Genomic DNA, 24,858 nt, shown 5'->3' with positions numbered 1-24,858 from the left:
ATGACCTGCGTGGGACACCGCGTCTGCCGACACAACGGGCCCGGCGGCTGGAGCGTGCCTCTGGCCCAGGCCGGGATCCGGGACGTCGGGCTGGAGTGGGACGCGTGGGCGTGCCGGACGCGGGCGGCGGCCGGTCTGCTGACGATCCGCACGGACGTGGCGATGTACCCGGCGCGGATCTTCGCCGGCCGGGTCCGGGGGTTCATCGCCTCGCCCCCGTGCCAGGCATGGTCGAGGGCGGGCAAGCGGCTCGGCCTCCTCGACCAGGATCTCGTCCACCAGGCGGTCGCCGACCTCGCCGCCGGCCTTGATACCCGCGAGAAGCTGCTGACCGCGTGCCGGGACCCCCGTTCCCTGCTCGCCGCCGAGCCCATGCGCTACCTCCACGCCCTGCACGCCGCCGGCGAGCCGGAGTGGATCGCGATGGAGGAGGTCCCCGACGTTCTGTCGCTCTGGAAACAGTACGCGCAGGTCCTGCGCGGTTGGGGGTTCTCCGTGTGGTGCGGCATCCTCAACGCCGCCGACTACGGGGTCGCTCAGACCCGCAGGCGGGCGATCCTGATCGCGTCCCGTGTCCGAACCGCCGAGCCCCCGCCGCCGACCCACGCCGAAGTCGCCGAGCCGGAGAGCCTGTTCGGGCCGGGCCGGGCTCGGTGGGTGTCGATGGCCGAGGCGCTGGGCTGGGGGGCGACCGACCGGCCCGTGCCGACCGTCTGCGCCGGCGGCGGGCCCGGCGGCGGACCCGAGCCCTGGCCGTCCGGCGCCCGCAAGACCCTGGCCGACGCCCGGGCGCGCGGAACCTGGACGGCTCCGACGGCCGTCGAGGGCATCGTCCTCAAGCCCCATGCCCGCGGGACGGGCTGGTCCACCCGGCACGGCGTCTGCGGCGACAGCGCCGCCGCCGGACCGGCCCCCGCCCACACCGGCCGCTGGACGTGGTCCTTGCGCAGCAACAACCAGGCCAACGCCACCGTCCGGTCCATCGAGGAGCCGGCCGGGACGCTGTTCTTCGGGCACCGCGCCAACGAATGCACCTGGGTCGCCCAGACGGGGGCCGAGGACGTACCGGCGCCGGCGCCGATCCGGATCACCGCCACCGAAGCCGGAATCCTGCAGTCCTTCCCTGCCGACTATCCCTGGCAGGGCACCAAGGGCGCCCAGTTCGCGCAGATCGGCAACGCGGTCCCCCCGCGGCTCGCGGCGCACCTACTCGCCCCGCACCTCGACCGCACCCTCACCCCCGACGACTTCACCCTGGCCGCCTGATGTCCCACAGCCCCGATCCCGACGAGGACGACCCCAGCACAATCCCGGCGCCGCGCCCGGTGTTCCACGCCGAACAGGCCCTCCTCGGCGCGCTCCTCTTCGACCCACGCCTCCTCGGCGACGTGACCGGCATCTCCGCCGACTCCTGGAGCACCGCCCCGCACGCCGCCCTGTTCACCGCGATCAGCACCCTGCCGCCGCCCGACCCCGACGAACACAGGAAGACCACCGCGTGGCTCAACCAAGTGCTCGCCGCGGCCCGGAAGGAGGCGCGCGGCCTGAGCGCCTCCTACCTGCACACCCTCATCCAGGTCTGTCCCTGGCCCCGGCACGCGGCGGCCTACGCGCGGATGGTCGAGGCCGATCACGCCCGCCGCCGCCTTCAGGCCGCCGCCGACCTCCTCGTCCAGACAGTCCACGACCCCTCCCTCCCCGACCCCGTCCAGACGGTCCTCGCCCAGGCCGACGCGCTCGCCGCCGTGGTGGACGACATCGCCACACGCTTCCCGCCCCGCTCCGGCGTGCTCCCCCGCACGCCGGCGGCCCCGCCGGCCACCGTGCCCGATCACGCCGAAGCAGCGGAGGAAGAGCAGTTGCTGCTCGCCACCGCCACCGCCCACCCCGCCGACATCGAGTCCGTGCGGTGGCTGCTGGCCGAGGACTTCACCCAGCCCCTGCACGCCAGCCTGTGGCAGTGCCTCACCACGCTCGCCCGGCGGCACGAGCCCGTCGACCCCGTCACCGTCCTGTGGGAAGCCCAGCAACGCGGCCTGCTGCACGACGGAAGCGAGCCGAGCGACGTGCTCCGTCTCCTCGCCGAGCCCGTCGGCTCCGTCGAACACTGGGGCCAACGCGTCCTCACCCGCTCGCTCCTGGCCACCACCGACCAGACCGGCCGACGCATCAAGGCATACACCGGCAACCCGGCGAACACGCCCGTCCAGCTCGTCGCCGGCGCCCGCCGGACCCTCGCCGACATCGGCGCCATCCGCACCCGCTGGCAGCACGCCACCCACCCTCCCCTCACCCAGCCCGCCCGCGCCGCCCGTGCCGACCCCGTGGCCCGCCGTGCCCCCGCCGTCTCGCCGCCGGCACGCCCCGTCGCAGCCGGCCGGACCCCCTGACCCCGCGAAGGACTCCGATGCCGTACGCCCACGTCCGCTTCTCCCTCCACCCCGACCACCACCCCGCCGTCCTCGCCACCGCGACGGGCCCCACGGCCGACGCCGCCCGCTCCCACCTCCACGACGCCGGCTTCCGCAGCACCAGCTCGACGACCATGGTCCTGGCCCGCATCGACCGCGAAGAGCCCCACTACGCCGACAAGACGGCCGAACGGCTCCGGCAGCTCGGGTTCACCACCGAGATCGACCCCGCCCTCCAGGAGGAGATCGACACCGAGTGGACCTGGGCGAACTACCCCATGCCCTGGTGCACCCGCGAGGAGATCCGCGAGGTCGGCGCCGAGGCCCAGCGCCTCCACGACGACATCGCCGACGGCCGTCTCGTCATCCACCTGCACGCCCACGACGGCCACGCGACCGTCGCCGTCGGCTCCTACACCACAGGCGTCCGGCGCCACGTCCACCTCCACGGCGAGAACCACCTCCGGCAGAAGACCGACATCGCGTTCAACACTGAGGCGGAGGCCGTCTCCGAGTTCCACCGGCTCTACTCCGTAGCCGTCCGCCCCGGCCCCGCCCCGCTCACCGACCTCGAACAGTCCATCCGTCGACTCCTCGCGGGCGAGACCCTGTCCGCCGTTGAGGAGACCTCCACGCCCGCGCCCGCGCCTCCGGTCGCGGAGCCCGGCGAGCACGAAGACTTCCTCGCCGCCCTGTTCGACGAGGAGCGCCAGTGGGAGAGGTACCGCCCCTTCGACGAGACGACCATCGCCTCCCACGAATCCCTGACCGCGCGTACCCAGTTCGATCACGAGGCCCGGCACCGCACCGACGTCGCCTGGACCATCGCGGAGTACGACGGCCCGGTCGGCGAGCGGCTCTGGCACGCCACCGTCACCGCCGGCACCCCCGTTCCCCTCATCCACACGATGCTCCAGTACCTCGACGCCCCGCCCTTCACGATCGCCGACGACCTGGACGCCGTCCTCCGCGACGCCGCCTGGCGCCCGGCGAGCCACCCCGCCCGCACCACCTGGACGGCACCAGACGGGACCATCACCTTCGAGTCCACCCCGCACGCCGTGGAAGACCGATGGACGCTGTACGGCGGGGAGGACCTCGACCGGGCGGCGTGGACTATCCGCCTCTCCGCCGGCGTTCCCTACCCTCTTCTGACCCAGCTCGCCGGCACCGCCGCCGACCTGTTCCCGTCCCCCACACGGCCGAGCCCGAGGCCGTCTCCGGCGACCGCCCGCGGGCTTCCTCCGGCCGTGTCCGCCCAGCGCGGTCGCGGCCGGTAACCGAGTACAGCCGGGCAGCGCAAAAGCTCCACTCTAGCGTTTCGCGCCGCCATTTATCCGACTTCAGAAAAGGAACAGGTCAGACCGAGCGAGTCCAGCCATTCTCCAACCACCCTCAAACCCTTTAATACGATTAGCATACATCTGCTTTCATGGCCATCGAGAACGCTCTTTTGAGGGACGGCGAGGGGCGTCTCGGGGGGGCTAGCATTTCGTGCACTCTCACGAAGACGTGAAATTTTCACGCCGGAGTGAAAGTCGGGATCGCCAGCGCAGGGGCAGGGGCTGTCAGTGCTGGCCAGGCAGCGAAGAGAGGCATGAAAGTGGTAGAACTCCTGAACGGAATCGGGGCTGGACAGCTGCAGGACGCCCGATGGGTCAAGGCGCGGGCGAGCGACGGGCTGAATGAGTGCGTGGAGCTTGCCGAGGTTGGTGAAAGCATTGCGATGCGCAATTCTCGCGACCCGGAGGGACCGGCCTTGATCTTCACCAGGTCCGAGCTGGCCGCGTTCGTCAACGGAGCATCGAAGGGTGAATTCGACGCCATGACTGTCTGAAAGTTTTCGGCCGTGGCTTGCGGGACCGCCGGCCGGCTCGACATCCTCTGATTACATGGGCGGCGAAGTGCCATCCACGTCCTCGGAGGCCCAATTTGCCCCGCCACCTCAACCCGGTTCCGCCCCCTGATGGCTCGAAGCGGCAGCGGCCCGTTCATCCCCTTGAGCGGGCCGTCGCCGACATGCTTCGGCATCACCGTGGCGACCGGCTCCAGGAGGACGTGGTCGGTGCGGTGCCCGCCATCAGCTCGGTCCCGATGCTGAGCCGGCTGGAGAACGTCCGTGGCGAGTTGAGGCCCGACCGCGTGGAAGCCCTTCTTCGGCACTACGGCGCGCCGGAAAAGGACATCACCGAGGCTCTCGACTGCTTGGCGCGGGCCAAGGAGATGCCGGGCTGGGCCCCGCCCTCGGGCTCTTCGGAGGCGTTTCGCGCGTTGTCCGCGATGGAGGCGCGTGCCAAGGTCATCATGGTGTATCAGGAGTCCAGCGTGCCCGGGATGCTGCAAACCCGCGGGTACGCCACTGCGCTCATGGAGGAGTTCGCTCGGACCCAGCATGATCCTGGGCTGCGGAAGCAGTACGAGCTGGAGATCCGGGAGCGGCTGGAGTTCCGGATGCGGCGTCAGCTCCTGCTGGAACCTGACGAGAGGGATTTCCCGGTCTTCGAGGCGATCATCGGCGAGGCAGCCCTGCTCACCCAGCGAGGCGGCAAAGCTGTCCACCGCGAGCAGCTCCGAACGCTGTACAACCTGGCGGAGAACCGTCGCCGCATACGGCTGCGCGTCCTGCCGGCATCGGCGCCGGTCTCGGGCCTCCATAACGCGATGACACTGCTGAAGCCGCATGGCAACGAACTGGACAAGGTCGTCTACCTGGAGAACAGGAACCGCAACGGGGAGCTGGAGACCGAGCCGGCCAAGGTCGAGGCGTACCAGCAGTCGCTGGAGGCGCTGTGGGTCGCCGCCGGCGGCAAGGAGGACGCCATGCGCCTCATCAAGAAGTACATCGACCAGCTTGAGGACTGACACGTCCATCTACTTGATGCGGGCGACGCCGCCGTACTCGATCCACTCCTTGGTGCGTTGGCGAGGGGCCAGGTCGCTGTCGGGACGCCAGCGGGACACCTCGACGGGTTCCTGCTCCTCCACTTCGAGCAGTTCCAGACCGTCGAAGAAGCGTTTCACGCCGCCGAGAGAGCGGACTTCCCCCCAGTTCCCACCTGTGACGTCGTCCATGAAGTTCGTGATCTCGGAGCGGAGTTCGGGATCGTCGCTGGCGAGCTGGGAGATGACCATGTAGCTCCCTGCCGGCAGACGTTCGGCGACGCCCCGGACGAGCCCCCACGGGTCATCCGTGTCCCGGATGCAGTGCAGCACGGAGACGAACAGGGCCGCAACGGGACGATCCCCTCTTAAGAGTCTTTGCACCTGGGGCGAATCGAAGATGTCGTCGGTCTGGCGCATGTCCATCTCCAGGACCGCGGTCGTCGTGGGATCTTCCGCCAGACTCATCCGGCCGTGTGCCGAAACGACGGGATCGTTGTCGATGTAGACGACTTCGCACGCCGGGTCGACGGCCTGGGCGACCTCATGAACGTTCGGGCTGGTCGGCAAACCTGAACCGTGGTCGAGGAATCGACGTACCCCTTGCTCGCGGGCGAGGTAGCGAACCGACCTGACAAGGAAGGCCCTGTTCACCAGCGCAAGATCACGCGTACTCGGGGCCATTTTCAGAAGTTCTTCGCAAGCGTCGCGGTCTACTTGATAGTTGTCAGTCCCACCAAGAAGATGGTCATACATTCTCGCGACGCTGGGCTTGCTGAAATCAAGAATGAGAAGCTCCCCACGCTCCTGGCCACACGTCTCCCCACGGTTCCGGCGGCCTCTCGAAGGTAGAGATCACATGCTATGAGGGCAGTCCGCTCCGGTGCTACCCACAGCCACCAACGAGCGAAACATGTTCGCAGCAGAACTGCCGGACATCGGGCACGAAGTGCTCCGGCGTACGCCGCCGCAGGTCAGACCGCATCCGACGGAGGCATATGCCGATCGGCACGCGAAGGAGCAAGGTTCGACAGAGCGGTGCGTCGCAGCAGCTCGAAGGCGTCGGGCGAAAGCCCCATAGCGCGGCCGGCCTCCGCTGCGGAGTACCCGAGACGGTGGCGCAGGATCAGAGTGTCGGCTTCCCGAGGGCGCAGGTCCTCGTACAGTGCTCGAACGACTGCTGTTCGATAAGGCGCGAGCGCGTCCGCCAGGACCATCCATGCGTAGGAGGTTGGGGATGAGCTCCGAAGCGCGGCCATCCATCTACCTCTGAGCTGGTCGAGCATCGCCCGTGCTGCGGTCCGGCCCAGGGCGGTACTTCCGGTGACGGCTGCGGCGAAGCACTCGTAGACAGGCTGGTGTTCGCGGCAGAAGGCATCGTATGCAGCATCCACGCCAGGCGGAACCTCGGAGCGTCGCCTTCCGGCGCTCGGCTCGTACGGCTTCACTGCGAGCGGGTCGGACCGTAAGCGCATGGGGTCGACTCGTTCCCTTGTCGGCGGCAGACGTGGCGCGAAGCCGCAGGAAGCTGCGGGGCTATCTCGGCGACATGAGGCGCCGGCCGCCCCTGGGTCGGGCGGCCGGCTGGGGCAGGTCAGCGAGTGCGGCGGATCTTGAGGAAGACGAGGCCGCTGCGATCGGCGCAGAGCCCGGCCGAAATGGTCAGCAGGGCCTGCGTGGGGATCGACTCCGGATTTACCAGGGAGGTGATGACCACGCCGGCCATCAGGGCTGCGCCGAAGCGCAGGCGCAGGTGAAGGACGCTCTCCACGGCAGTTTGAAGGAAGCTAGCATTTGGAATGCTAACCTCTGGCTCCGCCGGAAGGACGTTCGCGAGCTTTCGGCGGACGTGCTGGATCATCGACTTCTCCTTAGGTCGTGCCTGGTCCGGCACGGACAGAGGGGTTCCGAGGCAGACGCCAATCGATCTCGGAACCCCTTTTCCGTTCCTGGCAGGACACTAGCCGAAGCATCTGACCAGCAGAAACCTTTGAAGATCGTGAAAACGGAGCAGGGAACTCCCCATCCCGAATCCCTTCCAGCCGCTCTATGAAGGCATTTCGGCCAGAAGCGGGAAGGAATAAGACAACGAGAGGGCCTGGGCGACAGGGGCCGGCTCCGAAATGCTGCGTGAAAGCATGAAAGCCTGTTCACGCCACCCCGTAGCGGCGCCACCCTTTCGAGTGAATTCCATGCCTTTCTGCGACGCGGGCGGATTCCACATACGGCGCCTGCATGACGGTGCTGATCATCGGCGCCAGCAGGTTCCTCGGAGCCGAGCTGGTGCGACAGGCTCACGCTGCGGGCCAGGCCACAGCCGCGACGTTCAGCTCCCGCCCCGGCGACGCCGCCAGGGCCACGTGGCACCAGCTGGACCTGCGCGATGCGCGTCGCCTCGACGAAGTCCTCGACGCCGTGACCCCTACCGCGGTGATCAACGCGTCCAGCGGTGACGCCGACTGGGCGGTCACCGCCGACAGCTCCCTCCGCCTCGCCGTGACAGCGACGCGATCTTCTCCGGTGCTGACGTGCACTACGACGAGACAGCCCTGCCCGACCCCGTCACGCCGTACGGGGCCGCGAAGGCCGCCGCCGAGACGGCCGTCCGTCTCCTCCACCCCGGCGCGGCCGTCGTCCGCACCTCGCTGATCATCGGCGACGGTGGATCCGCCCACGAGCGCATCGTCCACGAACTCGCCGCCGGCACGCGAGAAGGAGCGCTGTTCACGGACGACATCCGCTGCCCCGTCCACGTCGCCGACCTCGCAGCAGCCGTGTGGGAGCTTGCGCTGAACGACGCGACCGGTGTCTTCCACCTGGCCGGCCCCGACGCCGTCAGCCGCTTCACCCTCGGCGTCCTCGTCGCCCGCCGGGATGGGCTCGACCCCGCCCTTCTCCCCGCCGGCCGCCGGGCGGCCAGCAACCTGCCCGGCGCCCTCGACGTACGCCTCGACAGCCGTGCCACTCAGCAGCGCCTGGGCACCCGACTCCGCGGGGCACGAGAGTTCCTGGGGAAAGATTGACCAGGGGACGGTCTTCCCTGGCCGGCGCCATGCCACCTGCAGCGGGGCGTCGGTGCCCGGCCTCTTGTATCAGCGGTTGCCCATCCAGACGATCCGTCCGGCGAAGCCGCCTCGCTCGCCTGCCTTCGCAAGGCGGATCGCCTCCAACTGCTCCGAACTGAGGCCGAGATCAGCAGCGAGCGCGAGCAGCACCTCCGCCACGTCGGCCAGCTCGCCGGGTGCCGACTCTTCGTCCGCGTCCAGGAGCTCCGCGACCTCCTCTCGCAGCTTTTCCCGCAGCCGGGCCCGGTACTCCCGGGGGCCTGCGACGTAAGTGACCGGTTCGGCTCCCTCGTCCCGGATGATCTGCGGGATCCGGTCTCTCACCAACTTGCCTGCTCCAGCGCTCATTTCGATGCCTGCCATCAGACCTTCCTCCGCTCGATGAGTGGCCGCCGGGCGTCCGTTTACCTTACGGATCGCGGGAACGCGTGCGGCGGACCTCGCTGTTGCCCTTCGTCCCGGCCGACCAGACCGGGCGGGACAGATCACGTCATCCTGCCCGCGGGATGCCTCCCTCCGGGAGGGGTTCTGCCTTCGGTCCTCACCCGCGCGGGTGACTGGGTGGCGGCCCGGACCGTTCCTCGGCCACGATGCCCGGATGCAGGATGACGAACCGCTGGAGGAGTGGGCTCGTCGGCGTGATGCACGCCGGGCCGCCTCGAAGGGCAGGCGGCGCGCGGTGCCGCTCGGCGACAGCCCTCATCGTGGGGCCCACGTAGACCCCGACGCCCCGAGAGCGATCGAAGAGTGGACCGGCACCGAGTGGGCGGTGGTCGGCGTCGTCGAGGACTTGGCCGCCGCAAAGGCCCTGTTGTATCCGCCGCCGCCCGTGCAGGAGAAGCCCGCGGAGTGGGACCGGCAGCCATGGGCAAGGGGAGCGGCCGGCACCGGAAGCCGTCCTCGGCCGAGGATCGGGATCAGTAGGTCCGTGGGCTGTCCCGGCTTCGCGTCCCTCGTCCACCTCGCAGCCGCCCTCGTTTCCTTCCCCGACCTCGCTCGGCCGCAGCACCTGCCCCTGATGCGGACAGCTGCGCGTTACGGTCGAAGCGACCTGCACGGCGCCTGTTCCGGCGTCCGAGCCATCGCACCGAGGAGACCGACGTTGGACACCACCCCCCTGCCCACCGACGGGGACCTTTTCTGGCAGGAGCGCCGGACCTGCTTCCTGACCACCCTCCGACCCGACGGCTCCCCGCACACCACCCCGGTCGGCGTCACCTACGACCCCGCGACGCGGATCGCCCGCGTCATCACCGACGGCGGCAACAAGAAGGTCCGCAACATCCGCGCCGCCCTGACTGCCGGGGCCGAAGCCCGCGTCAACGTGAGCCAGGCCGAAGGCCGGCGCTGGTCCACCCTCGAAGGCACCGCCGTCATCAAGGATGACCCCGCCGCCGTCGCCGACGCCGAGCGCCGCTACACCGAGCGGTACAAGACCCCGCGCGTGAACCCCAACCGGGTCGTCATCGAGATCACCGTCACCCGCGCCCTGGGACCCACCAAGCCTTCCGGCTGGTGACCCCTCCCGGCCTCGGCGCGGGCGCAATATAGGCGAGGATCCCCGGTTTCCGAAACCGGGGATCCTGCGGAGGATGGACGACACCACCGCCACTCCCCCGCCACTCCGTCGAAAGGCACCTCCACCACCGAGATCCCCGCCCGGCCAAGCGCTACGCCGCGGCGTACGACAGCCGGAACAGCTCCAGTGCCCGCTCCACGTCCTTCTCGGAGCGCAGCTGGACCTCCAGGTCGCCCGTGCCGTGATGGCCCAGCCCGGTCACGTCCCGGGTGAAGCCCGGCACGAGTTCCACCGTGGCCGGCACGACCTTGAGGTACACCAGCAGCTTGTCCTGCCGTCCGGTGACGCAGGCGAAGTTCCGCAGCCGCTGGTAGGCGTCGTACTGCTTGCGCTCGACCTTCGTCACGCCCTCGCCCAGACCGAGCAGCACCTCGTCGACCACGGCCGCCAGCTCCGCCATGGCGTCGATCCACCGGCGCGGTGACGCTCCCCGCCCGCCGCGCAGGCTCTGCCGCCGCGTCCCGCCGCCCTGGGCAGCGACCGACGCGACCGTCTCCAGTGCGATGTGGTGCTCGCCGAGCATGGTGTAGCGCACGAGGTCGATGGACCGGCGGTGCTCGCGCACCGCGTGCAGGTCGTAGCGCGTGAAGCCGCCGGCCACGCAGATCAGCCGGGGCGTGCTCCACAGGACGCCGGCGGCTGCCGCCGGCCCGAGCCGCTCACGGACCAGGGCCTCGAACTCCTCCCGGTGGTCCATCAACCAGGCCACGTAGAACAGGCCCTGCGACAGCACTCCCGGATCGGTCGCCCGCTTGTACTCGACGATCACGGGCGAGCCGTTCTCGTCGAGGCCGAGGGAGTCGATGCGCCCGCCGTGGACGGGGCCGGTGCTGTACTCGGTGGCCAGGAAGCGGACGCCGAGCATGGGCTCCATCGCGCTCTCGACGAGCACCTGCACATCAGCTTCGGCCTCGGCCAGATGCGGCGTGACCTCGGTCACGCCGTTTGCCGTGTCGAACAGTTTCAGGACCAGCCCCCCCCACTCAGCTATTGCCAAGCGAGAACGTCACGGAGGGCCGAGAATATTTCCCGAAGGACACCCCCGCCGGGCTATCGCCCCTGCCACCTGATGGCCTCCAGGGTTCAGCGGTGATCGGCCCACTCCCGACAGCGGACCGGATCGGCCGGCATCAGCGGCTCGATCCGGCCCAACATCGCATCAGTGATCACCAACCGGACGGACACATCCGATCAACTGACCCACTGATCAAAGAGACACGCTCTGGACGCCTTGCGCTCTTCCTCTCGGCGCCAAGCTTCTGCGCTGCCGTACAGACGGTCACTCAGCATGCCCTTGACGGCGCGCCTCAGGCAAGCTGACGCCGTGCCACCGCGGCCCGCCCAGCGGCACTTCCTGGGGAGAATCTGGGGAGTACCGAGGGCCCTGGGGAGCGTGTGGGGAGAACCAACCGCCTAACGCGGACCGACCCCGAAAGAAGCTGAAAGAATCATCCGCGCAGGTCAGGGGTGACTTCGCCCGCATCAACGCAGGTCAGCGCCACCGTCTAGACAACTTCATGACGTACGTGCCGAGGTCGTCGGCCTCGACGATCCCGGGGAGCGAGCCGCCTTCACGCAGGGGCGTGACATAGCGGGTCGCTACGACCTCTTCCAACACTTTCCCAGGCCACCCATCTCTTCGACCGTGCACTTCATGGAAACCCTCGTGGCGGCGCGGCAGGGAAGATCGCCGACCGACGGCACCGCGCCCCTGCCGCCGGCCTCCGGCACGCAGCGAGGAACGGTCGCGCACCGGGCTTCCCGGGTCTAGATGCGCGCGTTGCGCAGCGACTGCCACACGGCGCCGGCCAGCGCCCGCGTCGCCCGCGGTACCGACAGGTGTTCGTGCTCGCGGTACAAGGCCCAGTTGTACTGCACCAGCGACAGCTTGTTGGAGGAGAGCGATCCCGCCTGATGGGCCCTGTAGACCGCGAGCGGCTCCGCCAGGCCCCGGGCGTCGGCGCCGTCCCGCATGATCGACAGCCAGAGGGCGTAGTCCTGGCGCTTGAGCATCTCCGGCATCAGCCTCGTGCCCAGGACCTTGCGGTCGTACATGGCGGTGAGCGCACCGATGTGGTCCCGGACCAGCATCGCGCGGTAGTCCACGTGCTCCCGCGCACGGACCACCCGGCCGTTCGGGACCCATTCGGTGCTCTCGCCGGCGTGGTCGGCGTCCATCTTGAAGTACGAGGTGAACGTCAGGGGCGCCGTGCCCTCCGCGGCGAAGGCGAGCTGCTTCTCGAGCTTCTCCGGGAGCCACATGTCGTCGCTGTCGAGAAAGGCGACGTAGTCCCCGCGGGCCCGCTCGATCGCGAGGTTGCGGGCCCGGCCCGCGCCGCCCCGCTCGGGCGCCGACTCCGGCAGGACGCGCTCGTCCCGCTCGGCGAGCGCACGGAGCAGGTCCATGGAGTCGTCGGAGGACCGGTCGTCGGTGATCAGCAGCTCCACATCGGTGTGGGTCTGCGTGAGCACCGATCGGACGGCTGCGCCGAGGGTGGCCGCCGAGTTGTACACGGGCATCACGACAGACACCAGGGGCACAGCGTTTCTCCTTGCAAGACCGGGACCGACGGTCCATTCAAGCACCGCGACCGGGCAGGAGTCGCCACGGGGACGGTCGTCGCCGGTCAGGGCCGCGTGGAGGACGCGGCTTCCTCGCGGCCCCGTGCGGTGCCGGACTCCGGGGCCCGCTCCGCGTTCCGGGTTCCCGGCCGCGCGGCTGCCGCGCCCGCCGCGGTCGTGTCACCAGCGGGACGGCGCCGGCGGCGCGACGACCGGAGGGCGGTCGTCGCAGGTGAGGGTGTTCGGCAGCATCCACGGGGCGAGCCAGCCGCCGTCGTTGCCGCCGAGGTCGGTCAGGGCGAACTCCGATCCGGTGGCGGGGAAGTCGAAGGAGCCGCAGTTGTTGACGCCGACGGCCCCGACGTTGCGGGCGTCGACGTTCTCGAAGGTGGCGGAGCCCTTCACCCGGGCGCTGACCACGGAGTTGCCGGTGCCGTCGACGCGGACGTCCTTGAAGTGGACGGCCGGGACGTCGACCCGGTCCTTCACCCCGTACTCGCCGACCAGCATGATCGCGTTGTGGGTGGAGTCGAGGTAGTGGTCGCCGGTGACGCGGACGTCGGCGTCGATGCTGCGGTCCAGGGCGTAGAACCAGATGGCGCCGAGGCCGATCTTCCAGTTGAGGTCGAGGGTGCCGGCGCGGACCGTGGTGTTGCCGGTGAAGCGGAGGGTGCCGGTGAAGGGTTCGGCGCCGAAGCGGGAACCGGCGTGCAGGCCGCTGCCCTCCCGTACGGGGTCGGCCACGAGGTTGCCGCTGACGGTGTTGTCCTCGCCGCCGTAGATCGCGATGCCGTTGGCGAGGGTCGGGGACTGGACGGTGTTGCGGGAGAAGGTGTTGCGGGCGTCGGCGGTCGTGTCCGACCACATGGCCAGGCCGTCGTCGCCGGTGTTGCGGACGAAGTTGTTGTGGACGAGCGAGTCGGTGACGCCGGTGTGGAGGTTGAGGGCGTCGGCGATCTGGTCGGTGATCACGTTGTTCGTGACCTTCACGTTCGCCATCGGGCCGTCGAACCACAGGCCGACCTTGGTGTGGTGCAGGTGGAGGCCGTCGATCGTGGAGTCGCTCATGGCGCCGCCGATCGCGTTGACCTGGTCGGTGTCGATCCGCTCGCGGACGTCGCCCTCGATCGCGAAGCCGCGCAGGTGCACGTCGCGGCTGCCGCCCTCGGCGGCGCTCCTGCCGTAGAGGCCGACGCCGGTGTGGCGGGAGCCGTCGGGCGCGGGCTCGGCGAGGGTGACCCGGCGGCCCTTGAGGATCGTGTGCCAGTTGCCGGCGCCGACGATCGTGACGTCGTCGACGACGACGTGCCGGTCGACCCGGAAGGTGCCCGGCGGGAGGTACACGGGCCGGTCGACGCGCCGGGCGAAGGCGATGGCGCGCTCGACGGCGGGGGCCGCGTCGCGGCGGCCGGTGGGGTCGGCGCCGAAGGCCAGGACGTTCACGCCGCCGCGTTCCACGTGGGGCGGGGCGACCAGTTCGGTGTCGAGGAGGTCGATCACGGTCCAGGCGGCGGGGCTGCCGGCCGGGACGGTGAGGCGGACCCGGTCGCCGGCCCGGTACGTACGGCCGAGGAGGAGGCGCTGCTCGTCGTAGAAGTGGGTGGGCCGGAAGGGCTTGGTGATCTCCGGGGCCGGTGTGGTGGCGGCCGGGACGCAGGCGCACTCGGTGATCCACCAGTCGGGGTGGAGGAGGCCGGCGCGCGGGTCGTTGCTGAAGGGGTACTGGTTGTAGAGCCAGGAGTACTGGGAGGTCAGCGTCATCGTCGTGCGGTGGCGTCCGTCGACGGTGACGTCGAGCGGGGCGGTGATGCCGCCGCCCCCGGGCGCGTCGGGGATGCTGTAGCGGACGGTGAGGGCGTTGGCGTTCCGCGGCAGGACGAACTCGACGTGCTGCCCGGCGGTCAGCCGCACGGCGGAGCGCCCCGACGCCTCGGAGGGAAGCGTGTACGGGGTGCGGTCCGGCCCGATGACCGTGCCGTCGGTGGCGGCGTTCTCCGCCTCCTGCTCGTCGAAGGCCACGGTGGCGCCGCGGCCGGCGACGAGGTCGGGGGCGAGGGCGGCCCGGGTGACCACGGGGCCCCGGGCGGCCGGGGCCCGGCCCCCGGTCCCCGCCGTGGCCACGCCGTCGAGGAGCAGGCTCGCGCCCAGGGCGAGGGCGGCGGTCGCCAGGGCGGCTCTCCGGCCGCCTCGTGCGCCGCGTCCGGATCGGCTCGGACTCATGTCGGGCTCACTTCCGTCGGAGGTGGTGCGGGCGTCGCCCGGACGCGGGGCCCGGGCCGTGGGGGCGGCGGGCCCGGTGCGCGGCCCCGTGGCCGGGGGCGCGCACCGGGCGTCCCGCCGTGGGCGGCGCGGTCAGGTGCGCAGCCAGACGGCGGTGTCCGTGGAGAGGGAGCCGTCCGCCGGCAGCGGCTCGCTGGACAGCAGGACCTCGGCGTGCGGCGGGAGGTCCACGGGGGCGCCGGAGAGGTTCACCACGCACTGGAGGTCCTCCGCGCGGGCGAAGGCCAGGACCCCCTCGGGCGACGGCAGCCAGCGCATGGGGCCGTCCCCGAGCGCGGTCTCGGCCCTGCGCACTCCCAGTGCCGTGCGGTAGAGGGCGAGCATCGAGCCCGGGTCGGCGGCCTGCCGGTCGACGGCGTGGCGGCCCCAGTCGGCCGGCTGCGGCAGCCACGGCTCCGTACCGGCGTGCGTGCCGAAGCCGTACGCGGGGGCCTCGGCCTCCCACGGGAGGGGGACGCGGCAGCCGTCGCGGCCGGGGTCGGTGCCGCCGGAGCGGAAGTGCATGGGGTCCTGGATGCGGTCCAGCGGGACGTCGGCCTCGGGCAGTCCGAGTTCCTCGCCCTGGTAGAGGTAGACGGAGCCGGGCAGGGCCAGGGTGAGCAGGGCGGCGGCGCGGGCCCGGCGGGTGCCCAGCTCCAGGTCGGTGGGGGTGCCGAAGCGCTTCTCGGCGAAGTCGAACCCGGTGTCCTCGCGGCCGTAGCGGGTCGCGGTGCGCGTCACGTCGTGGTTGCAGAGCACCCAGGTGGCGGGGGCGTTGACGGGGGCGTGCTCGGCGAGGGTGTCGTCGATGGTGCGGCGCAGCCGGTCCGGGTCCCAGGGGCAGGCGAGGAAGTTGAAGTTGAAGGCGGTGTGCAGTTCGTCGGGGCGCAGGTAGCGGGCGAAGCGCTCGGCGTCGGGCAGCCAGACCTCGCCGACGAAGACGCCGCCGTACTCGTCGGCGACGGCGCGCCAGGAGCGGTAGACGTCGTGGATCTCGTCGAGGTCGATGTACGGGTGCGGGTCGACGCCCTCGGTGAAGTCGCGGAGGTCGGGGTCCTTGGTGAGGAGGGCTGCGGAGTCGATGCGGACGCCGGCGACGCCGCGCGCGAACCAGAAGCGCAGGATGTCCTCGTGTTCGCGGCGGACGTCGGGGTGGGCCCAGTTGAGGTCGGGCTGTTCCGGGGTGAAGAGGTGGAGGTACCACTCGCCGTCAGGGACCCGGGTCCAGGTGTTCCCGGAGAACTGCGAGGGCCAGTCGTTGGGCGGGAGTTCGCCGTGCTCGCCGCGGCCGGGGCGGAAGTGGAAGCGTTCCCGCTCGGGACTGCCGGGGCCGGCGGCGAGGGCCTCCCGGAACCAGACGTGCTGGTCGGAGACGTGGTTGGGGACGATGTCGACGATGACGCGCAGGCCCAGTTCGGCCGCTTCGGCGATGAGCTTCTCGGCCTCGTCGAGGGTGCCGAAGGCCGGGTCGATGGCCCGGTAGTCGGCGACGTCGTAGCCGCCGTCCACCATCGGGGAGGCGTACCAGGGGGTGAACCAGAGGGCGTCGACGCCGAGTTCGGCGAGGTGGGGCAGTCTCGCCCGGACGCCCGCGAGGTCTCCGGTGCCGTCGCCGTCGCCGTCGGCGAAGCTGCGCGGGTAGACCTGGTAGATGACGGCGTCGCGCCACCAGTCGTCGGTGCGGGGCGGATGAGGGGCTGCCACGGGGCGGTCCTTTCGGGCAGGGTGGTTCTTCGCCGCCGGCCCTGACAGCGGGGCGGCAAGGGGGCCGGCGGCGAAGGCTTATGGGGTGCGGGCTCGTGACGGGGCGGGGCTCGGGCCTGTTCAGCCCTTGAGGCCGCCGGCGGTGAGGCCGCTCATGATGTTCCGCTGGAAGACCAGGAAGATCAGCAGCGTGGGAAGGGAGGCGATGGTGAGCGCGGCGATCAGCACGTTCACCGGGACGCCGTTGGAGAGCGAGTAGATGCCGACGTTGAGGGTCTGCTTGGACGGGTCGGGCAGGGTGAGCATGGGCCAGAGGAAGTCCTTCCACACCCCCACGACCGCGAAGATCGACACGACGCCGAGGATGGGGCGGGAGATCGGCAGCACGATCGACCACAGGATCCGCAGGGGCGAGGCCCCGTCCATCGAGGCGGCGTCGAGCAGTTCCTTGGGGATGGAGTCGAAGAACCGCTTCAGCAGGAAGATGTTGAAGGCGTTGGTGACGGCCGGCAGCCAGATCGCCCACGGCGTGTTGAGCAGGTTGCGCTCGACGAGCGGTACGTCGAGCACGGTCAGGTACTGGGGGACGACGAGGACGGTCGCCGGGATCATCAGCGTGGCGAGCATCATGCCGAGGATCGCCTTGCCGAACAGGGGCCGCAGCTTGGAGAGGGAGTAGGCGGCGGCGACGTCCAGGACGAGCTGGAAGGCGAGGGCGCCGAAGGCGTAGTAGAGGGTGTTGAGGAGGAGCGTGGCGAGGTCCATGACCTCCCAGGCCCGTGTGTAGTTCCCGGGCTCGAAGGTGCCCGGGACCAGGGTGGGCGGGGTCTGGATGACCTCCTGGGCGTCCTTGAAGCCGCTGGACACGAGCCAGTAGAGGGGGCCGAGGAAGACCAGGGTGAACAGGAGGAGGACGGCGACGAGGACGATCCGGTAGAGGACCTTGCCGCGGGGCCGGGCGAGGACGGCGGGCGAGATGAGCGTGCGTGTGGACATGGCGGGTCTCCGGTCCTATTCGTCCTCGGCGCGGCTGAGCCTGACGTACACCGCCGAGAAGCCGGCGAGCAGGACGAGCAGGAGCAGGCCGAGCGCCGCCGCGGCACCGTAGTCGTTGAAGTTGAAGGCGTACTGGTAGATGAGGTAGACGACGGTCGTGGTCGATCCCTCGGGGCCCGCGCCGCCGGTGAGCAGGAAGGGCTCCACGAAGACCTGCATCGTGGCGATGACCTGCATGAGGGCCATCAGCGACAGGATGAGGCGGGTCTGCGGGATGGTGACGTGCCAGATCTTGCGCAGCAGTCCGGCGCCGTCGAGTTCGGCGGCCTCGTACAGCTCGCCGGGGATGGACTGGAGCGAGGCGAGGTAGATGAGGGTCGCGCCGCCCATGTTCATCCAGGTGGAGGCGATGACGACGGCGAGCATCGAGATGTCCGGGTCCTGGAGCCACTGCTGCTCGGGCAGTCCGACCGAGGTGAACAGTTCGTTGAGGAGCCCGTAGCCGGGGTCGTAGAGGTACTTGAAGAGGAGGACCGAGGCGACCGGCGGCAGCATGACGGGCAGGTAGACGAGGAGCCGGAGGTAGCCCCGGCCGTGCTGGAGCTCGTTGATGACCACCGCGACGAGGAAGGGCACGGCGAAGCCGAGGACCAGCGCGAGCACGGTGAACAGGGCGGTGTTGCCCCATGCCTGCCAGAAGGCCGGGTCGTTGACGACCGTGGTCAGGTTGTCGAGGCCGACCCAGGTCGTGCGGCCGTCCTCGGTCTTCTGGAAGGCGAGGAAGAACTCCCGGACCATCGGGTACCAGGAGAAGACGCCGAAGCACAGCACCGCGCCGATGAGGAAGCCGTGGGCGGTCAGGTTGCGCCGGAGGCCTCGGGTGAACCGGGCGCCGGCCGGTGCGGGGGCCGCCTCTCGTGGCGGGGAGGGGCGGGAGGTGCCCGCCTTGCTCGGGGTCAGACTGGGGGCCGACATCGTCTCTCCTCGGTGCTGTCTGCCGGTTTCGGGGCCCGACGGCGTCGGGCGTACGGGCGGGCCGGCCGGCGGGGGCCGGCCCGTGGGCGGGGCGGGCGCCCGCCCGCCCCGCCCGGACCCGCTCACTGGTGGGCGAGGACCTGGTTGACCTGCGCCTCGGCGGTGGAGAGGAGCTTGTCGACGTCGGCGTCCTTGTTGGTGAGGATGCCGGACATGACGTTGTCGAGGACCTTGTAGACCTCCTGGGCCTTCGGCGGCTCGTTCTTGCCCGCGACCGGGTTGTCCATGAAGGTCTTGAAGTTCTCGACCGGCATGGTGGCGTGCTGCACGCGGGCGGCGTCGTCCTTGGCCTTGGAGTCGTTCAGCCAGAAGTTGGGCTGCGGGATGCCGACCGGGAGGCCGTCGGCCTTGGTGCGGGCCCAGTCGAACTGGCCCTTGCCGACGGTGAGGTTCTTGAAGGTGAGCCAGGCGATCGCGGCCTTGATCTTGTCGCCGGATATGCCCTTCTTGATCATGTAGTTGTTGCCGCCGGCGAGCGTGTTCCTGCCCCCGGGGATCGGGCCCATGCCGAAGTTCTCGTATGTGGCGCCGAGTTGCTGGACCATGTAGGCGATGTCGTCGGGCGCGGCGAGGAACATGCCGAGCTTGTCGGTGGCGATCTGCTTCTGGAGGTCGCCCCACTTGAGCAGTTGGGTCTTGCCCATGGAGTCGTCCTCCCAGCGCATGGCGTGGAGGTTCTTCGCGACCTGCTTGCCGAGGTCGGTGTTGAAGGCGGCCTTCTTGCCGCTCGCGTCGACGACGTCGCCGCCGAGGCTGTACATCTGGGCGGTGAAGTGCCAGCCGCCGGTGTTGCCCGCGCTGTACTCGCCGAAGCCGGCGACGCCGTTGCCGAGGGCGGCGATCTTCTTGGCGGCGGCGCGGACCTCGTCCCAGGTGCGCGGCGGGGCGTCGGGGTTCAGGCCGGCGTCCTTGAAGAGCTTGCGGTTGATCAGCAGGCCCATGGTGTAGTTGCTGGTGGGCAGGCCGTAGAGCTTGCCGTCCTGCTTGAGCGAGCCGAGGACGTTCGGGTCGATGTCCTTCAGGGCCGGGACGGTCTTGTCGTTGACGTACGCGGTGATGTCGGCGGCGCCGTCGTTGTCGAGGACCTGCGGCAGGTCGGTGAAGTACGTGTAGAACACGTCCGGCTGCGACTTGGCCTTGAGCATCGCGGTGAAGCGCGGGGGCTCCAGGCACTGGCCGGGGGTGGAGCGGCCCTCGATGGTGACGTTCGGGTACGTCTTGTTGAAGGCGGCGACGTCCTCCTTCCACTCCTTCAGCTCGGCCGCCTTCGCCGTGGGCGGCATGCAGTCGATCGTGAGCGTCACCTTGGTCTTCGGGTCCAGCGGCGTCGTCGGGTCGGACGAGCCGTTCTGCTGGGACCCGCCGTTGTCGTCACCGCTGCTGCTCGTGCCGCAGGCGGCGAGCGCGGTCAGCGACAGGGCGGAGACGAGGGTGATCGCGACGGCACGACGGCTGCGGCGGAACCGGGCACTTCTCATGAGTGGACCCCTTCGGGCATGACGAGGAGGAGCGGTGCGTGGATGTGGAGGTCGCCCCGCCGCCGACGGCTTGGCGGGGTGCGGCACACTCAACCACCACCAACAAGTGAACGCAATATCTCGCGCTGATTTCGCAATTGCGCGACAGTGAGGCGTAATCGAAACGTGACCGACACGCACCTGGCCGACAGGAGACGCGGGCGGACGAGGGCGCGCCGAGGCGTCCCGGGGCACCGCGGCCGGCCCGGGCCCCGTTCGGGACCCGGGCCGGCCTCCGTCACCTCCGGGAGGCGGCGGGAGGCGGGGGGATCACGGGTTGAGGTTGATCTTGAAGGTGGAGGTGGTGTTGCGGACGTCGACGGCGTTGCCGCTCGTCCGCAGGCCGTTGAAGGTCACTTCGCCGACGGCGGGGCCCTGCCCCGACTCCGGCATCTCGTTGGCCCAGACGCCGAAGCCGGACTTGGCGTCCCAGGCGTCGCCGCTCTTGCGGGCCCCGGTGATCGAGACGTCCGTGAGGACGGTGTCCTTGATCGGGAACTGCGGCTGTCCGCCCACGTAGTTCGTCTGGAACATGATCCCGCTGTAGGTGGGATCGACGATGTCGACGTGGTTGACCCGGATGCCCTGGAAGACCTTGGAGGCGGAGAAGAGCCACATGCCGGGGAAGGTCTGGTTGCCCCAGAAGTGGCCGCCCGCCCGGACGATCGAGATGTTCTCGAAGGTCGTCGGCTCGGTCCCGAAGCCGTTCATCGGGTAGCCGAAGTCCAGCGAGGAGATGGTCACGCCGGAGTAGACCAGGGTGTCGGCGATGTGGATGTTGCGGAAGGTGTTGGCGTAGCCGCCGTAGACGGCGAGGCCCGCGGCGCGCCAGGTGAGCGTGCTGGTGAGGTTCTCGTAGACGTTGTTCTTCATGTCGGCGCCGCCGGCGTCGATCGCGGAGAACAGGGCGAAGCTGTCGTCACCGGTGGCCCGGGCGTCGTTGTTGACGACGTGGTTGTCCGTGGAGCCGTTGGTCATGTTGATGCCGTCGGCGAACAGGTTGCGGATCCGGGAGTTCCTGATCGTGATCCGGTCCGCGTTGGCGCCCCAGTACAGGCACACCATGTGCTCGTTCCAGATGTCGTCGATCACGATGTCGGTGACGTTCGCGAAGTCGAAGACCTTGCCGGGGCCGTCGATCCGCGAGGTGTAGTTGCCGAAGTAGGCGAAGCCCTTGAACAGCGAGCCCTTGGCCGCCGCCTCGGCGCGGAAGCCGACGTCGGTGTTGTCCTGGGTCGCCGGCGCGTGGAACTTCGTGTACCAGGGCCCGGCGCCGACCACCTTGACGGCCTTGCCGTACACCTGGAACTTGCTGGACGTCTGGTAGTCGCCCGGCGGCAGGTACACGCCGACGAGGGTGCCGGTGGTGTCCATGCGGACCTTGTCGAGGGCGTTCTGGACGTCCTGGTGGGTGAATCCGGCCGGGACGGTGTACGCGGCCGGGTCCGGGTTCGCGACCGGGGCGACCTGCTCCAGGTCGACGAAGTCGATCGCGTAGTGGGCGGCGGTGTTGGCCGCGTCCTTCTGGAGCCGGATCCTGCTGCCCGCCGGGACCGTCTCGCCGAGGAGCAGGTGCGCCTCGTCGTAGATGTGCCGCGGTCCCCCGGAGCCCGGGGAGTTGCCGGGCGCGGTCTCGGAGCCGTACAGCCAGGCGTACTTCGAGGTCAGCGGGAGCGCCTTCTTGAAGACGCCGTCGACGTAGACGTTGATCGTGGAGTCGATGCCGCCGCCGCCCGGGGCGTCCGGGATGGAGAAGCGGGTGACCAGGGTGTTGGTGGCGGCGCGGGTGGTGAACTCGACGTACTCCCCCGTCGCGTCCAGGTCGACGGCCCTGCGGCCGGAGGCCTCGCCCGCGATGTCGCCGACGGTGCGGTTGGGTCCGACGACGGTGGCGCCGCCGCCCGTGGTGCCGTCCTCCGCCTCGTAGGTGGTGTACGGCATGTTGGCGCCGCGTCCGACGAAGAGCGGCTGGGTGGCGGTGTTGTTGGCGCGCTTGACCGGGAGTTCACCGGCGTCGTCGGCGAGGACCGTCCGCACCGTGTACGAGCCGTTGGCCGCCGTCCACGGGCCGAGGGTCACCACGGTCGAGGCCCCGGCGGCGAGACTGCCGCTGTAGGACCCGGTGAGGGTCTTGATCGTGGCGCCCTGCTGGTCGAGCAGGTTCAGGGTGACGCCGTGGCTGCCCGCCGAGGTGGCCTGGTTGCCCTGGTTGCGCACCGTCGCCCGGAAGGAGACGGCGTCACCGGCGGACGGGCTGGACGGGGTGGTCGTCACCGAGGCGGTGACCACGTCGGGGCTGGTGACCGCCTTGACCACGAGCGGGGTGGGGCTGGTGTGGGTGTTGTTGGACTCGTTCTGCTCGATGACCGCGTTCGCCTCGTCGGCGACCGCGCTCAGCTCGTACGAGCCCGCCTCGCGCGCCCCGATCGAGGCGCTGACGGTGGTCTGCGCTCCGGCCGCGAGGGCGCCGACCTGGGCGGTGGCGACCTTGGTGCCGCCGAGGCGCAGCGCGACGGCGCTGGCCGGGGCGGCGGCCGGGCCGCTGTTGCGGACGGTGGCGGCGACCGTGATCTGGTCCGACTCGACGGGTGCGGCCGGCGTGGTGGTCAGGCCGGTCACCTCCAGGTCGGGGTTGGGCGCCGGGACGCCGATCACCTGGAACTCGGCGAGCTGACCCGCCGAGGAACCGGTGTTGGCGGTGAACTTGAGCTGGACGTCGGCGACGCGGGCGGTGACCGGGACGGTGACGGTGTTCCCGCCTGCCGGGTCGAAGGTGTAGCTCTTCGCGGCGACCAGGCTCGTGAAGCCCGAGGCGCTCTGCTCGCGTCCGAGGACCTCGACGGTCTGGTTGCGGGTGGCCCAGGCGGTGGCCGGGTCGAGCTTCAGGACCAGCCGGTCGAGGTCGGCGTTGGAGCCGAGCTTGACGGTGAGGGTGTTCGGGTAGCTGCCGCCCGCGCCCTCCCAGTAGGTGCTCGTGTTGTTGTCGTTGGCGTTCGCCGCGACGAAGCCGTGGACCGTGGAGGAGGCGCTGATCGCCTTGCCGACGGCCAGGTTGGAGCCCGTGGGGCCGCTGCCGTTGCGGGTGACGGCGTTGCTGTTCGCGGACTGGTTGCCGGCCGCGTCCTTGGCCCGGACGTGGTATGTCACCGTCTGGTTGGCCGGACGGCTGTCCGTGTACGTGGTGACGTTGCCCGCCACGCTCGTCAGGAGCGCGTTGTTGGCGTAGACGTCGTACCCGGTGACGCCCGTGTTGTCCGAGGAGGCGCCCCAGGTCAGCTTCACCTGGCCGGAGGTCGCCTCCGTGAACGCCAGGTTCGCCGGGGCCGTGGGCGCCTGCGTGTCGCCGGTGTCGCCCTGCCGGGTGACGGTGTTGCTGTTCGCGGACTGGTTGCCGGCCGCGTCCTTGGCCCGGACGTGGTACGTCACCGTCTGGCCGGCCGGACGGTTGTCGGTGAAGGTGGTGACGTTCCCGGCGACGCTGCTGAGCAGGGTGCCGTTGGCGTAGACGTCGTAGCCGGTCACCGCGGTGTTGTCCGAGGAGGCGCTCCAGGTCAGCCTCACCTGGCCGGACGCGGGCTCGGTGAACGCCAGGTTCGCCGGGGCCGTGGGTGCCTGGGTGTCGCCGGTGCTCGGACCGTAGACCTCCAGCTCCGATATCTGCGCGGCCGGCTGCACGCTGTTCGCCGTGACCAGGACCCGGACGTACCGCGCCGTCGTCTCGCCGAACGGGATCGTCACGGAGTTCTGGCCGGAGGGGGCGAACTCGTACGCCTTCGACGCCGTGAGGTCGGTGAAGTCCGTGCCGTTCGCGCTGCCCTGGACCTTCAGGGTCTGGCTGCGCGCGCCCCAGTTGTCGGGCAGCCGCAGCACGACGCGGTCGACGCGCACCGAGGACCCGAGGTCGGCCCGCAGCCACTGGGGCAGCTCGTTGTTGCGGCTCTCCCAGTAGGTGGCCTTGTTGCCGTCGTTGGCGTTGCCCGCCGCGTACACCTCGGTGTGGCTGCTCGCGGTCAGGGTCCTGCCCGCGGCGAGGTTGGCGGAGGTGCCGTCGGCGGCGTGCACCTCCAGCTCGGACAACTGGGCGGCCGACCAGCCGGTGTTGGCGGTGATGTCGACGCGTACGAAGCGGGTCTGGGCGGCCGGGAAGGTCACCGTGACGGTGTTCCCGGCGCCCGGGCTGAAGGTGTAGGTGGCCGAGCTCTTCAGGGTGGAGAAGCTGGTGCCGTCGGCGCTGCCCTGGACGGACAGCGTCTGGTTGCGGCTCTCCCAGCCCGCCGGGAGCTTCAGGACGACCTCGTCGACGCGGGTGCTCGCGCCGAGGTCGGTCTGCACCCACTGCGGCAGGCTCGATCCGGAGCTCTGCCAGTACGTGCCCTGGTTGCCGTCGGTGACGTTCGCGGCGCCGTACTCCGGCAGCGCGCTGCCGGCCGCCGCGGGATCGCCCAGCGCGATGTTGGGTCCCCCGGCGGCCTGGGCGGTCACGAGGGGACCGCCCAGTGCAAGGAGGCTCGTCGCGATCACGGCGCTCATGCCCCGTGTCCGCCGGTTCTGCAATCTCATGTGTCCTCGATCTCGGCCCCGTGCCCGTGGGCTGCGCGGCGCGGCTCGTCGGAATCCCGTACGGCTCGCACTTGTCGGCTATTTGCTGCGAGCGGTGGAAGAGTTGCAGAGAATCGGCACCTCGTCTACGCCGTGAAGCGAACCGATTGCAGAAAGTCGGTCAGGCCGGGCGCGGGCACGCCGAAGACCCCGCTCACCGGAGGTGACGGGGTTGCCGGACCGGCGAAGGTCCGGTGGGGATCGGCGGGGTCCGGTGGGGTCCGGCCACCGCCGTGGCCGGACCCCCTCGT

General features: G+C 70.2%; 18 protein-coding genes and 3 pseudogenes. 8 read left to right on the top strand and 13 right to left on the bottom strand.

The window, feature by feature from the left end; all coding sequences use genetic code 11:
• The 5 genes from ACIP5O_RS10770 (at nt 1) to ACIP5O_RS10750 (ending at nt 5,273) form a co-directional block, all read left to right on the top strand.
• Nucleotides 1–1,266: a DNA cytosine methyltransferase gene (locus ACIP5O_RS10770; RefSeq protein WP_401291167.1), complete on the top strand. Its 1,266-nt coding sequence runs from the start codon at nt 1–3 to the stop codon at nt 1,264–1,266.
• Nucleotides 1,266–2,390, top strand: coding sequence for a DnaB-like helicase N-terminal domain-containing protein (locus tag ACIP5O_RS10765; RefSeq protein ID WP_401291164.1), 1,125 nt, complete (start codon nt 1,266–1,268; stop codon nt 2,388–2,390). The genes ACIP5O_RS10770 and ACIP5O_RS10765 overlap by 1 nt, the downstream gene beginning before the upstream one ends.
• 17 nt (nt 2,391–2,407) lie before the next feature.
• Nucleotides 2,408–3,691, top strand: coding sequence for a DUF317 domain-containing protein (locus ACIP5O_RS10760; protein ID WP_401291161.1), 1,284 nt, complete (start codon nt 2,408–2,410; stop codon nt 3,689–3,691).
• 317 nt (nt 3,692–4,008) lie between these two features.
• Nucleotides 4,009–4,248, top strand: coding sequence for a DUF397 domain-containing protein (locus tag ACIP5O_RS10755; protein WP_401291159.1), 240 nt, complete (start codon nt 4,009–4,011; stop codon nt 4,246–4,248).
• A gap of 221 nt (nt 4,249–4,469) precedes the next feature.
• Nucleotides 4,470–5,273, top strand: a complete 804-nt coding sequence (locus ACIP5O_RS10750; RefSeq protein WP_401291156.1) for a DUF5753 domain-containing protein — start codon at nt 4,470–4,472, stop codon at nt 5,271–5,273.
• A gap of 9 nt (nt 5,274–5,282) precedes the next feature.
• On the opposite strand, the gene ACIP5O_RS10745 is transcribed toward ACIP5O_RS10750, so the two are convergent.
• Nucleotides 5,283–6,080, bottom strand: coding sequence for an SAM-dependent methyltransferase (locus tag ACIP5O_RS10745; protein ID WP_401291920.1), 798 nt, complete (start codon nt 6,078–6,080; stop codon nt 5,283–5,285).
• A gap of 805 nt (nt 6,081–6,885) precedes the next feature.
• The gene (locus ACIP5O_RS10740; protein WP_401291153.1) at nt 6,886–7,152 is read right to left on the bottom strand and encodes a hypothetical protein; all 267 of its coding nucleotides are present in this window, start codon (nt 7,150–7,152) and stop codon (nt 6,886–6,888) included.
• A gap of 374 nt (nt 7,153–7,526) precedes the next feature.
• Here ACIP5O_RS10740 and ACIP5O_RS10735 point away from each other — a divergent pair.
• Nucleotides 7,527–8,314: pseudogene (locus tag ACIP5O_RS10735) on the top strand (sugar nucleotide-binding protein).
• 69 nt (nt 8,315–8,383) lie between these two features.
• On the opposite strand, the gene ACIP5O_RS10730 reads toward ACIP5O_RS10735, so the two are convergent.
• Entirely contained in the window at nt 8,384–8,719 is a 336-nt protein-coding gene (locus tag ACIP5O_RS10730; RefSeq protein WP_401291151.1) for a nucleoside triphosphate pyrophosphohydrolase, read from the bottom strand.
• Nucleotides 8,720–8,954: 235 nt separating this feature from the next.
• Between ACIP5O_RS10730 and ACIP5O_RS10725 the strand changes: the two are divergent.
• Nucleotides 8,955–9,182 (top strand): annotated as a pseudogene (locus ACIP5O_RS10725) (DUF6087 family protein); the annotation flags it as partial.
• Nucleotides 9,183–9,458: 276 nt separating this feature from the next.
• Nucleotides 9,459–9,875: a TIGR03618 family F420-dependent PPOX class oxidoreductase gene (locus ACIP5O_RS10720; protein ID WP_401291917.1), complete on the top strand. Its 417-nt coding sequence runs from the start codon at nt 9,459–9,461 to the stop codon at nt 9,873–9,875.
• Between the two features lie 151 nt (nt 9,876–10,026).
• On the opposite strand, the gene ACIP5O_RS10715 is transcribed toward ACIP5O_RS10720, so the two are convergent.
• The 10 genes and pseudogenes from ACIP5O_RS10715 to ACIP5O_RS10670 all read right to left on the bottom strand — a co-directional run bounded on the left by ACIP5O_RS10715 (nt 10,027) and on the right by ACIP5O_RS10670 (nt 24,538).
• On the bottom strand, nt 10,027–10,875 hold the full coding sequence (locus ACIP5O_RS10715) for a transporter (protein ID WP_401291149.1): 849 nt from the start codon (nt 10,873–10,875) through the stop codon (nt 10,027–10,029).
• 146 nt (nt 10,876–11,021) lie between these two features.
• A pseudogene (locus ACIP5O_RS10710) lies at nt 11,022–11,120 on the bottom strand (IS5/IS1182 family transposase); the annotation flags it as partial.
• 307 nt (nt 11,121–11,427) lie between these two features.
• Complete coding sequence (locus ACIP5O_RS10705) at nt 11,428–11,550, bottom strand: hypothetical protein (protein ID WP_401291977.1); 123 nt, start codon at nt 11,548–11,550, stop codon at nt 11,428–11,430.
• 152 nt (nt 11,551–11,702) lie between these two features.
• Nucleotides 11,703–12,476, bottom strand: coding sequence for a glycosyltransferase family 2 protein (locus ACIP5O_RS10700; protein ID WP_401291145.1), 774 nt, complete (start codon nt 12,474–12,476; stop codon nt 11,703–11,705).
• A gap of 201 nt (nt 12,477–12,677) precedes the next feature.
• Nucleotides 12,678–14,717, bottom strand: coding sequence for a glycosyl hydrolase family 28-related protein (locus ACIP5O_RS10695; RefSeq protein ID WP_401291143.1), 2,040 nt, complete (start codon nt 14,715–14,717; stop codon nt 12,678–12,680).
• 132 nt (nt 14,718–14,849) lie between these two features.
• Complete coding sequence (locus tag ACIP5O_RS10690; RefSeq protein WP_401291141.1) at nt 14,850–16,460, bottom strand: glycoside hydrolase family 13 protein; 1,611 nt, start codon at nt 16,458–16,460, stop codon at nt 14,850–14,852.
• Between the two features lie 120 nt (nt 16,461–16,580).
• Nucleotides 16,581–17,456, bottom strand: coding sequence for a carbohydrate ABC transporter permease (locus ACIP5O_RS10685; RefSeq protein ID WP_401291138.1), 876 nt, complete (start codon nt 17,454–17,456; stop codon nt 16,581–16,583).
• Between the two features lie 15 nt (nt 17,457–17,471).
• Entirely contained in the window at nt 17,472–18,431 is a 960-nt protein-coding gene (locus tag ACIP5O_RS10680) for a carbohydrate ABC transporter permease (RefSeq protein WP_401291136.1), read from the bottom strand.
• A gap of 122 nt (nt 18,432–18,553) precedes the next feature.
• Nucleotides 18,554–19,969 carry an ABC transporter substrate-binding protein gene (locus ACIP5O_RS10675; RefSeq protein WP_401291133.1) on the bottom strand — a complete coding sequence of 472 codons (1,416 nt, stop codon included), beginning with the start codon at nt 19,967–19,969 and terminating at the stop codon, nt 18,554–18,556.
• A 309-nt stretch (nt 19,970–20,278) separates the two neighbouring features.
• Nucleotides 20,279–24,538: a discoidin domain-containing protein gene (locus ACIP5O_RS10670; RefSeq protein WP_401291130.1), complete on the bottom strand. Its 4,260-nt coding sequence runs from the start codon at nt 24,536–24,538 to the stop codon at nt 20,279–20,281.
• Nucleotides 24,539–24,858 lie beyond the last annotated feature (320 nt).

Origin of the sequence: Streptomyces sp. NPDC088915, from assembly GCF_044749825.1 — a bacterium.
Classification (GTDB): domain Bacteria; phylum Actinomycetota; class Actinomycetes; order Streptomycetales; family Streptomycetaceae; genus Streptomyces.
The sequence above is the reverse complement of the archived record's forward strand: the minus strand, read 5'-3'. Positions and strand labels throughout refer to the sequence as shown.